This is a genomic window from Raineyella sp. (assembly GCF_034933565.1).
Taxonomy (GTDB): Bacteria; Actinomycetota; Actinomycetes; order Propionibacteriales; family Propionibacteriaceae; genus Raineyella.
Window position 1 is genome coordinate 1 of the sequence record NZ_JAYFNG010000004.1, and the last position, 11,069, is coordinate 11,069.

Genomic DNA, 11,069 nt, shown 5'->3' on the forward strand with positions numbered 1-11,069 from the left:
CCAACCGGTCGGCGGCCGGCGCGCGGGAGGTCACCGAGACCGTCACCACCCCGGCCGTGGTGACCGCGGCGGTGCCGGCGGGGGCCCGCGCCGGCACCAGGCCGGAGCCGGTGACCAGCAGCCCCGGCGCCGGGGCCGCCAGCGGCACGTCCGGTCGGTTGATCCGGGCCAGGTCAGGCGCGTCGGTGGGCAATGAGAGGGTCACCCGCGAGCCGCGCTGGCCCGCGCCGTCCGACCCGACCCACCCCTCGGTCCGGGCCGGGTCGATCCGCTGACCGGCATGGGTCCAGGCGGCGGCCGGTGTGCACCCGGCGTCGCCGACGGTGAGATCGTCGCCGGTGATCGCGGTCGTCGCGTCGATCTGCAGGCCCAGATGCCAGCCGGTGACGCCGGCGGCGTTGGAGGTGACCAGCGTCACCAGGCCGGCCCGCCAGGCGTTCGGCGCCCAGCCGGCCACCGCGGCGGGCACGTCGGAGGCCTGCTCGTCGCCGTAGAGCCGCACCGGGGTGTTGCCCACCATCGCCACCCGGTAGTCGGTCCGGCCGGTGTCGGACAGCCCGTGGTCGCCGGTCCGGCGGTACTCGTGGGAGACGACCAGCTGGCCGTCGGTGACCTGCAGGTCCACCGGGCCGTACGCCGCCGCGACGATACCGAAATCGACCGGCTGGGTGCCGTCGAAGCCGAGCAGGTGCCAGCCGGTGGCGGTCGCGTCACCGATCGAGCACTGCAGCCGGACGAGCAGGTAGTCGCGCGCCGGGCTGCCGAGCCGCACCGTACGCCAGTCGACCACCTCGGCGCGCGAGGGCACCGGGCCGGTCCGGGTGACGACGCCGCTCTGGCGTCCCCAGGACATCGCGGTGTCGAGGGCGGGCTTGTCCCAGCCACAGCCGCCGCGGTAGACGAAATTGCGCTGGGCGACGTCGGTCAGCCGCGGAGGCGAGGCCGCCGCGTGCTGCGGCGCACCACAGCCCGCCAACAGCCCGCAGACCGCCAGGCCGGTCACCGCCCCCCGCCATCCTCGCCAACGCATGGAGTCAGCGTAGCGATGTCGCCGCCGCTGCCCCGGGCAGCGCTCCACGACGAGCCGCCCCCACGACGAGCCGACCCCACGACGGGCCGGCTGTCGGTCCGTGCCGGGTGACCGGCGCTCGCCGATGCTGGTACCGTCGCCTCCGTGTCCCCCCGCATCCCCCCGGCGGGCCCGTGATGTCCGGGCCGGTCAGTCTGGTGGCCACCGCGCTCAACGGTGACCTGCCAGGGGCCGCCACCGTGCGTGACATCGACCTCGAGCTCACCTCCGGCCGGCTCACCGTGGTGACGGCGGCCGAGGAGCGCACCCGACGCAACCTGCTGCGCCTGGTCAGCGGCCACTGCAGTCTCACCTCCGGGCATCTGGTCTACCGCGACCCCGACGGCGCCACCGACCTGGCCCTCGCCTGCGCCCGCGACGTCGTCGCCGTCCGCCGCCGCGGCATCGTCTGCAGCACCACCCTGCGGGCCCCGCACCCGGGACTGAGCTGCGCCCACGCCGTCGCCGAGCTCGCCCACCGGACGGTCGAGGACGCGGCCTCCGAACTGGCCGCCCTCGGGCACGGTCACGCCGTCGACGTCCGGGTCGGCGACACCCGCGGCTCCGACCGCAGCGTGCTGCCGATCGCCGTCACCTTGCTGCACTCGGCGCCGGTGGTGCTGGTCGACGTCACCAATCACACCACCGACGAGGTGCGCGACCGGGTCGCGGCCCGCGCCCGCCGCGGCGGCGCCGTCCTCGCGGTCACCGACTCGCTGCTGGACGGCCTGCCCGAGGGGTCCCGTACCCGGCTGCTGACGACCGAAGGTCGTCTGCTGTGAAAGGGCCGTCCGCTGTGAGGAGACCGACGATGTCCGGACCGACGCGCGCCGGGTTGCTGGCGGCCCTGGTGCTGGCCCTGCCACTGGCCGGCTGCACCACCGGCTCCCGGACCCTGCTGGCCACGCCCAGACCGCAGACACCCCCGCCGGCGACGATGGTGCACCTGGCCGACGTCCGGACCGGGATGTGTCTCGACGCCGACCGGCTGCCGCGCGACGGGAAGGTGGCCTACCTGGAGGCGCTGGGCTGCGGGACCGACCACACCGGCGAGGTGTTCGCCGTCGTGTCCGGCGCGCCGGTGCCTGCCGACCCCACGCCTGCCGACCCGGTGCCCGACGCCCCGCGGCCCGGCGACCCGTGCACCGACGCCTTCGAGCCGTACGTCGGCGTCACGCCGGACCGCAGCACGGTGAGCGTACGGGTGCTCACCGCCTCCGCGGAGGGCTGGGACCGGGCCGCGCCGGCCCCGACGGTCTGCGTCGCCGTCTCCGCGGACCCGATCACCGGGTCGCTGCGCGGCACCGGCCGCTGAGACTCAGCCGGGCAGCCGCAGCAGCGACGTCGCGGTGACCCCGGTGATCATCTCCTGCACCGGCCCGAACTGGCAGGCCTCCACCACCCCGATCGGGTCAGTGTCGCCCAGCACCGCCGGGAAGTCGCTGCCCATCACGACGTGGGCCGGCCCGGCGAACTCGACCAGCTGCTGCAGCTGGAGGGTGTCGAAGGTCGCGGTGTCGTAGTAGAGCCGACGCAACTGGTCGAGCGGGGAGTGCCGCAGTCCCGGGCCCTCGTCGAGGCGCTCCCAGCCGCGCTGCAGCAGGCCCCGCAGCGCCGGCAGCGCGCCACCGCCGTACGCCAGGCAGAGCGGGACGTCGTACGTCTCGAGGACCCCGGCACGGAGCAGCGCGGTGACGCCGAGGGCGATGTCGATCGCGGTGGCCACCGAGCCGGCCCGGTCCGGGGCGGCGACCGGATGCAGCAGGGTGAACACGTGGCGCTGGGCCAACAGCTCCCACAGCGGGGTGTGCACCGGGTCGACCAGGTCGCGGCCGGCACCCCGGGTGCCGAGGGTGACCCCGGCCATCCCCAGCTCGTCGAGGCAGTAGCGCACCTCGTCGGCGGCATCGGGCAGACCGACCGGCACGCTGGCCAGCGCCACCAACTGGTCCGGGGCACCGGCGACGAACTCCGCCAAGGCCTCGTTGCTGCGGCGGGTCAGTTCCCGGACGAAGACCTCGTCGGTCGACAGCGGGGCGCGCAGCTGCGGGGAGATCCCCACCGCGTGCACCTCGACCCCGACCTCGTCCATCACCGCCAGCCGGGCGTCGACGTCGTACGCCTCCACCGGGTAGGGCAGGGTCACGGGGGCCGCGGCCGTGGGGGTCGTGGTGGCGGTCGTGGCGCCGCTGACCCGCGGGTCGAGGGTGATCGTTCCCTCGGTGAGGCCGCCGAGGTCGGCCAGGCCCTCCGCCGCCAACCAGTCCAGCAACGGCCGTGGCAGCGCGTGGGTGTGGACGTCGACCTGGCGCAGTGTCGGATAGCCCGGGCTCATGGTCCCACCGTAGGACGGCCGCGACGTTCCGGCAGGAGTTCCACGCGGCCGGTTGCACCGGAACCATCACAATGGTTGATCTGATCCAAAAGTTCACCTAATGTTGCTTCCGCAAGCATCTGTCAGGAGTCCCATGCAGCACATCGCCCCCGCCCCGCACCCCGTCGCCGCCGTCGCGGCGATGCCGTGTCGTGCGTGTCGGTGCGAGCGAATGCTGTCGCGCTGAGCCCGTCGGCCCCAGCGCCCGGCGCCTCGGCGCGTCCCCGGACGATCCTCACCCTTTTCTGCTTGTCCCCAGGAGTCTCCCGTGTCCGTGCACACGATCGATCACGCCCCGCTCACCCGTACGTCCCACCTCCCCGTCCTCGACCTCGGCGCCCTGCACCCCGACGAGCTGCGCGCCGTCGCCCGTGACACCGGCGCCTTCCTGCTGACCGGTCACGGCCTGCGGCCCGAGATCCCCGGCCAGCTCCTCGACCTGGCCCGGCTGTTCTTCGCCCTGCCGGTCGAGGACAAGGCCGTGGTCGACACGGCCCGATCGGAGCAGTTCCGCGGCTGGACCTCGTTCGGCCGTGGGCCGGCCGAGGGCTGGCGCGAACAGTTCGACGTCGGCGCCGAGCTCCCGGTCATCCCGCCCGACGACCGGACCCGTCCCGGCGAGTCCCTGGTCGGCCCGAACCAATGGCCGGCCCGCCTCCCCGCCCTGCGGGATCGGGCGCTGTGGTTCCAGGACCGGGCGACCGAGATCGCCCGGGCGCTGCTGCACCGGCTGGCCGTCGCCCTGGAACTGGACCCCGACGTCTTCGACCGGGCCTTCGCCGGCGACCCGGCGACCTGGACCTCGCTGGCCCGCGAGCACGGCGTCGACCGCCCCCAGAGGCACCCGATCGAGTCCCACACCGATGCCGGCGCCCTCACCCTGCGCTGGATCGACGGGTGGAGCGGGGGCGACCGGATCCTCGCCGACCATCGCTGGGTGCCGGCGGACGGAGTGCCGGGAGCCTTCCTGGTGACCGTCGGCGACCTGCTGGCTGACCTCACCGACGGCTACCTGCGCGCCGCCCCGCACCGACTGACACCGGCCGGGCGGGAACGGGTCCGCCTGACCTACACCTACGACGCCCCGTACGGGGTGCTACCGGAGCGCCTCGACCTGGCCCACCTGACCGCCGGGGAGTGGCCGGCCGCTGCCTGAGCGGCTAGGCTCGGCGCCACCCCGACGAAGGAGCCGGCATGGTCGAGGCAGTGCCGTCCGGGAACGCAGGGCCATCCGGGAACGCAGCGCCCCACCGGAACGCAGCGCCGTCCCAGGACTCCGCGTGCTATCGGATCGCCATCGTCGGAGCGGGACCTGCCGGCCTGTTCGCCGCCCAGCACCTCGTCAGCCGGCCGGACGTGCCGGTGCTGGTCGATCTGTTCGACCGGTTGCCGACGCCCTTCGGCCTGCTCCGGTACGGCGTGGCGCCCGACCACACCAGCATCCGGTCCGTCGCCCGGGCCCTGGCCCGCACCTTCGACTCCGACCGGGTCCGCTTCCTCGGCACCGTCGAACTGGGCCGCGACATCACCCGGCGCGACCTGCTCGGCGCGTACGACGCCGTGGTGTACGCGGTGGGCGCCTCCGACGACCTGATGCTGCGGGTGCCCGGGGAGGACCTGCCCGGCAGCGGGTCGGCGCGCCAGTTCGTCGCGTGGTACGGCGGCCATCCCGACGCGGAGCCGCAGTCACTGCGGGGCGTCCACTCCGTCGCCTGTGTCGGGGTCGGCAACGTGGCCGTCGACGTGGCCCGCATCCTGGCCAAGGACCCGGCCACCCTCGCCGGGACCGACATGCCGGAGGCCGTGCTGGCCGAGCTGGCCCGTTCCGAGGTCACCGACATCTGGATCATCGGCCGCCGCGGCCCGCAGTTCGCCAGCTACACCACCAAGGAGCTGCGCGAGCTGCTGGCCACCCCCGGCCTGGCGGTGAGCGTCGAAGCGGATGCGTTCGAGGGGATCGACTCGACCTCCCCGGACCGCCGGACGGCGGCGAACATCGAGGCGTTGCGCGAGGCGGCGGGCCGCGCCGACCCGGCACCGGTCCGCCGCCGACTGCACTTCCTGTTCTGGCACCGCCCGATCGCCCTGCACGGCACCGAGCGGGTCGAGGCCCTCGAGCTGGCCCGGACGGCCCTCGGCCCGGACGGTGCGGTGGTGGCCACCGGGCAGGTCCGGACGATCCCGGCGGACCTGGTGCTGCGCTCGATCGGCTACCGCAGCACCCGGCTGCCCGGGGTGCCGTTCGACGAGGAGCGCGGGGTCGTTCCCAACCGCGAGGGCCGGGTGCTCGACGGTGCCGGCCGGGTGCTGTCCGGGGAGTACGTCACCGGCTGGATCAAGCGTGGCCCGATCGGCGTCATCGGCACGAACAAGTCCGACGCGGCCGAGACCGTGGGTCACCTCCTCGAGGATCTGCCGCCGCTCCCCCGGCATCCGGAGGACCCGCTGCCGGGGCTGCGGTTGCAGGGCGTCCATCCGACGACGTACGACGACTGGCTGGCGATCGACGCCGCCGAGCTGGCCCGCGGCGAGGCGCTCGGCCGGGCCCGGGTGAAGATCAGCGCCTGGTCCGACCTGATGCGGCTGTGCCGGGACGGCGGACCGGACGCCGTGCCGCCCGGCGGGACCCCCGATTCACCACCGCCACAGACTTTGTACTAACATATTGATCGAAGGCAAATACAAGGCACAACGACCGTGCTGAACCACCACGGTCGTTGGTTCAGGACGGTCGCCCCCCGATGACAGGAGAAATGTCATGTCGACCGTCACCACCTACATCGCCGCTCGCCGCACCGCCGAGCTGGACAGCCGCTTCACCGCCGCCGGGCTCCCGGTCGGCCTGATCGCACTCCTGCTGGTCTGCGCCGTCCTCGTCGCCGGCTCCGTCGCACTCGCCGCGCCGCTGGTGGCCGTGGCCGCCGGGCTCACCGCCTGCGCCGCCACCACCGCGTACGCCCTCTCCCTGCTGAACCGCTGAGCTGTTGAGCCGCTGAGTCGCTGGGCCCGCCCGTGGGCGGGCCCCGCGACGGTCACAGCGACATGTCGACGACAGCCCGCCCACGGATCTCCCCGCGACGCAGCGCCGCGTACCCGTCGGCGACCTGCTCGAGGGGGTAGCGCCGGCTGACCAGCCCGCGGTAGTCGATCACCCCCGCAGCCGCCAGCCGGACCACCTCGGGCAGGTCCTGACGGGTCCGCGCCCCGTACGAGCCGAGGATGGACTGGGACCGGCGCACGGTGCGGTTGATCTCCACCTGCGCGGTCTGCACCCCCGCCCCCAGGCCGATCGGCACCATCCGGCCGCCGTCGGCGAGGACATCCAGGGCCGTGGTCCAGGTCTCCGGACGCCCCAGCGCCTCGAACGCGACGTCGACCCCACGGCCGCCGGTGAGGGCGAACACCGCGGCCCGGACGTCGTCACAGGTGGCCGAGTTCACCACGTCGGTGGCGCCGAGCGCCCGGGCGTCCGCCAGCTTCTCGTCGGAGACGTCGATCGCCACGACCTGCCGCGCGCCGAAGGACCGCGCGATCGGGATGATCGTCGAGCCGACCCCACCGGTGGCCACCACGGCCACCGTCTCGCCGCTGCGCAGGTCGGCACCACGGCGGACCGCGCCGTACGCGGTCATCGCGGCACAGCCCAGGATGGCGCCGGGCACCACGTCGAAGTCATCCGGCACCGCGGTGACCGAGGTCGACGGGATGACGGCGTACTCGGCCAGGCCCCCCATCGAGTACATCGCGATCGGATCGCCGTCGAGGGTGGCCAGCCGGGTGGTGCCGTCGTAGAGCCGCCCCTGGAGGCGATTGAGATCGAAGAACGGCCCGCACAGGTCGTCGCGCCCGGCGGCGCAGGCCGCGCACTGCCCGCACGGCATCAGGAACGCGCCGGCCACCTGCTGGCCCACCGCGAGCCCGGTGTTCTCGTTGCCCGGACCGACCTCGACGATCTCACCGGACACCTCGTGGCCGACGACCGCCGGCAGCGGGAACGCGATCGCCCCACCGAGCACATGGAGGTCGGAGTGGCACAGGCCGCAGGCGGCGACCCTGATCAGCACCTCGCCGGCCTTCGGGTGCGGGGTCCGGATCTCCTCGACCCGGAGCCCTTCCGCCGGGTCACGGAGGACCGCAGCCCTCATAGTGGACGGGATTTGTGCAGACATTTGTGAACCCTTCCATGGAGTCAACGCCTTGTCAGTTCGCCCTTCTCGGTGAACCTCCGCCACCAGACTACCGATCAATCTCCTCCTTGTGAAGTATTTGTTAGGACAAAGTCCGCACGTCGAGTCGGTTCGTCGGTGAGCACGGCGGAGTCGGCGGAGTCGGCGGCCAGCAGGCTGCGGGCCGCGCACCCGAGGCCGGCCGACTGGTCGAGGGCCCCATCGGCGACGGGATCGACGACGACAGGGAGCCCCGCCGGGCGGCGGGGCTCCCTGGGAGAAGGATCGGGACGGGGACGACGGGCGATCAGACCAGGTCGGGGACCTTGTCGCCGGGCCTGGTGTAGACCACCTCGAGGTGCTCCTCGAGCTCCTCCAGCGAGCGGCCGGAGGTCTCCGGCATGACCCGCCACAGGGCGATCGCGACGATCACGTTGACCACTCCGTAGAGGGAGTAGGTGAGGCCGCCGCCGAGGTGGCTCATCATCGCCGGGAAGGTGAAGGTGATGATCGCATTGACCACCCACATGCAGAACACGGCGGCGCCGTTCGCGATGCCACGGACCCGGGCGGGGAACATCTCGCCCAGCATCGTCCAGACGACCGGCCCGTTGGAGGACTGGACGACCAGCATGAAGAAGCCCATCGCGGCCAGGACGAGCATCGGGGCGTACATCGGCGGCTTGGTGCCGGCGGCCATGTAGGGCTGGATCAGCCCGGTGAACAGGCCGGCGATGGCGAACATGCTGACGGCGACCAGGGTGATGCAGGTGATCAGGATCTGGCGGCGGCGGAACCTGAACACCAGCCACAGGCCGAGGGCGGAGCCGAGCACCGACATCACGCCGTTGGCGACCTGGGCGGTGATGGCGGCGGAGGTGCCCAGTCCGGCGTATTCGAGGACCTTGGGGGCGTAGTACATCACCGTGTTGACGCCGGTGGTCTGGTTGCAGACGGCCAGCAGGATGCCGACCATGAACAGCCGGCGCATCCACGGGGTGCGGAAGATGTCGCGCATCGTGCCCTTGGGCAGCGACTCCTCGCGGCGTTCCTTCTCGACCATCTCGTTGAGCTCATCGACGATGTCGCCGTCACGCTGGTCACGCACCCGCTTCAGCGAGCCGATCGCCTCGAAGTAGCGCCGCTGCACCATGTACCAGCGCGACGACTCGGGCATCGCCCGCATGCCGATCCACAGCGCGACCGCCGGGATGCTGCACAGCAGCAGCATCAGCCGCCAGGCGTTGCCGTTGCCGCCGACGATGGTCAGGTGGTTGACGTACGCGGCCCAGGCGTCCGGGCCCAGGGCGCCGCCGAGGGCGCTCTGCAGGCCGGCGACGTTGTCCCAGGACTGCATCCCCGGCTGCAGCATGCCGGCCGGGTCGCTGGCGATGTCGAGCCGCGGCCCGCCGTAGGCCTGGTTGATCACGGCGTTGAAGCTGAAGGCGAGCAGCTGGCCGACGACGATCATCAGCTGGTCGATGGCGACGATGGTGCCGCGGATGCGCTTCGGTGCGGTCTCGGACAGGTAGACCGGGACGGTCGCCGAGGCACCGCCGACGGCGAAGCCGAGGATGAAGCGGAACGGGTACATCACCCACAGCGTCGGGGCCAGCGCGGTGCCGAGGGCGCCGACCAGGAAGACCATGGCCAGCATCAGGATGTTGTGGCGGCGCCCGTAACGGTCGGAGAGCCGCCCGCCGATCAGCGCGCCGAACGCGGCACCGATCAGCAGCGTGCCGCCGATCAGGCCCTCCTCGAGCGAGTCGAGGTGCAGGCCGTGGGCGGCGTACGGCATGTACATGTACGGCAGGGCACCGGAGATCACGCCGGTGTCATAGCCGAACAGCAGCGATCCGAGCGTCGCCACCGCGGCGATCGCGCCGATCGAGCGGCGCTTGCCGGAGGCCGGCGTCCGCTCGGTGAGCCCGCGCAGTTCGTCGCGGGTGACGTCGAGGCTCATCGTCGCCTCGGGTTGGGGGGATGGAGCTGAGGTGTGCACGGAAGACTCCCTTGTCGAATCGCCCCGGACCGGGGCGGGCGCACGGTGGATCAGATGTCGTAGGTGGTGGTGCCCTCGACCCGCGGCACGTCGTGCCACTGGCCGTCCGCGTCGGAGGCCACGGCGGCCTCGTCGACCTCGGCAGCGGCCCAACCGTCGGCGACCGACGGGGCCAGCTGTTCACCGGTGGCGAACGAGCGCAGGAACTGGGCCGCCTCGATCACCTTCATGTCGTCGAAGCCCATCGAGGTGCCGGCGCCGGGCTGGAACCGGTGGAACTCCGGGAAGGTCGGGCCGGCCATCACGCGGGTGTAGCCCTGGAACTCCAGGTCACGGCCGAGGCAGACCTCCAGGTCGTTGAGATGCTCGAAGTTCCAGCGCAGCGAACCCTCCGTGCCGTACACCTCGATGATGTACTCGGCGCGCGGGCCGACGCTGACCCGGGAGGCCTCGAGGGTGCCGACGACACCGTTCTCGAGGCGGACGAGCAGGGCGACCCAGTCCTCGTTCTCGACCGGGCCCAGCTGGTCGGAGACCTCCCAGCCGCTGTGGCCGACGCCGACCTTGGTCGGGATGGGCCGCTCGGGGATGAAGGTCTGCGAGACGGCGGAGACCGCCGAGATCCGCCCGACCAGGTACTGCACCAGGTCGGCGCCGTGGCTCATCAGGTCACCGATCACGCCGGAGCCGCCGCGGGCGCGCTCGTAGCGCCAGGTCAGCGGGCCCTCCGGGGAGGAGGCGTAGTCCGCGATCAGCCAGGCCCGGACGTTGGTGATCCGGCCCAGCCGGCCGGAGCGGATCAGCGTACGGGCCTGCTCGACGGCGGGCGTGTGACGGTAGTTGAAGCCGACCGAGGTGACCAGGCCCGCGGCCTGGGCGGCCCGGGCGATGTCGCGCGACTCGGCGGCCGAGACGCCCATCGGCTTCTCGATCCAGAACGGCTTGCCGGCCTCGACGGCGGCCAGCGCCATCTCGCGGTGCAGGAAGTTCGGTGCGCAGATCGACACCACGTCGACCTCGGGATCGGCCAGCACCTCGCGGTAGTCCGGCGTCGCCCGCTGGAACCCGAGCGAGCCGACGGCGGCGAGCCGGGTCTCGGCCACGGTGTCACACGCGGACACCAGCCGCGGGCGGACCTCCAGGTCAGGGAAATACTCGGCGATGCCCCGGTAGGCGCGGGCGTGCACCCGGCCCATCCACCCGAGGCTGATCACCCCCACGCCGACGCGTGGGGTACTGCTGGCGGCTACGTCCGACACGTTGCGCCCTCCTTGCTTGCCAGGGCCACACCGCTGTGGCCTCGTGTCAACAATCGTGCCATATGTTCTGTCAAATAGGAAGTCTTCTTAGGACAATCTTCGCCCTGCGCTTCAGCTATGACAGTGTGGGCGCCCCGCCGCCGATCCTGGTCCGACCAATGGACGGTACTCCACCGCCCCGAGACGGCCGAGGGGGCCC

The 11,069-nt window shown here is 72.6% G+C and carries 10 protein-coding genes; 5 read left to right on the forward strand and 5 right to left on the reverse strand.

The genetic code is table 11. The annotated features are described in order from the left end of the window. Positions 1 to 1,030, reverse strand: a 1,030-nt coding sequence (locus tag VB059_RS01450; RefSeq protein WP_323420243.1) for a hypothetical protein, incomplete at its 3' end; no start/stop codon positions are given. 176 nt (positions 1,031 to 1,206) lie between these two features. Here VB059_RS01450 and VB059_RS01455 point away from each other — a divergent pair. Both VB059_RS01455 and VB059_RS01460 read left to right on the forward strand, forming a co-directional pair. After that, positions 1,207 to 1,851, forward strand: coding sequence for a hypothetical protein (locus VB059_RS01455; RefSeq protein WP_323420244.1), 645 nt, complete (start codon positions 1,207 to 1,209; stop codon positions 1,849 to 1,851). A gap of 29 nt (positions 1,852 to 1,880) precedes the next feature. Beyond that, positions 1,881 to 2,384: a hypothetical protein gene (locus VB059_RS01460; protein WP_323420245.1), complete on the forward strand. Its 504-nt coding sequence runs from the start codon at positions 1,881 to 1,883 to the stop codon at positions 2,382 to 2,384. Positions 2,385 to 2,387: 3 nt separating this feature from the next. On the opposite strand, the gene VB059_RS01465 is transcribed toward VB059_RS01460, so the two are convergent. Continuing rightward, positions 2,388 to 3,404 (reverse strand): amidohydrolase family protein, encoded by a 1,017-nt coding sequence (locus VB059_RS01465; protein ID WP_323420246.1) that lies wholly within the window; start codon positions 3,402 to 3,404, stop codon positions 2,388 to 2,390. Between the two features lie 307 nt (positions 3,405 to 3,711). Here VB059_RS01465 and VB059_RS01470 point away from each other — a divergent pair, with 307 nt between their 5' ends. From VB059_RS01470 to VB059_RS01480, 3 genes are all read left to right on the forward strand, one after another. Continuing rightward, positions 3,712 to 4,599, forward strand: coding sequence for a 2-oxoglutarate and iron-dependent oxygenase domain-containing protein (locus VB059_RS01470; protein WP_323420247.1), 888 nt, complete (start codon positions 3,712 to 3,714; stop codon positions 4,597 to 4,599). A 38-nt stretch (positions 4,600 to 4,637) separates the two neighbouring features. Beyond that, positions 4,638 to 6,104: an FAD-dependent oxidoreductase gene (locus VB059_RS01475; RefSeq protein ID WP_323420248.1), complete on the forward strand. Its 1,467-nt coding sequence runs from the start codon at positions 4,638 to 4,640 to the stop codon at positions 6,102 to 6,104. Between the two features lie 97 nt (positions 6,105 to 6,201). Then, positions 6,202 to 6,423 carry a hypothetical protein gene (locus tag VB059_RS01480; RefSeq protein WP_323420249.1) on the forward strand — a complete coding sequence of 74 codons (222 nt, stop codon included), beginning with the start codon at positions 6,202 to 6,204 and terminating at the stop codon, positions 6,421 to 6,423. A gap of 52 nt (positions 6,424 to 6,475) precedes the next feature. On the opposite strand, the gene VB059_RS01485 is transcribed toward VB059_RS01480, so the two are convergent. From VB059_RS01485 to VB059_RS01495, 3 genes are all read right to left on the reverse strand, one after another. After that, complete coding sequence (locus tag VB059_RS01485) at positions 6,476 to 7,612, reverse strand: zinc-binding dehydrogenase (RefSeq protein ID WP_323420250.1); 1,137 nt, start codon at positions 7,610 to 7,612, stop codon at positions 6,476 to 6,478. 304 nt (positions 7,613 to 7,916) lie between these two features. Beyond that, the gene (locus VB059_RS01490) at positions 7,917 to 9,572 is read right to left on the reverse strand and encodes an MFS transporter (RefSeq protein WP_323420252.1); all 1,656 of its coding nucleotides are present in this window, start codon (positions 9,570 to 9,572) and stop codon (positions 7,917 to 7,919) included. Positions 9,573 to 9,661: 89 nt separating this feature from the next. Next, positions 9,662 to 10,870, reverse strand: a complete 1,209-nt coding sequence (locus VB059_RS01495; protein ID WP_323420251.1) for a Gfo/Idh/MocA family oxidoreductase — start codon at positions 10,868 to 10,870, stop codon at positions 9,662 to 9,664. Positions 10,871 to 11,069 lie beyond the last annotated feature (199 nt).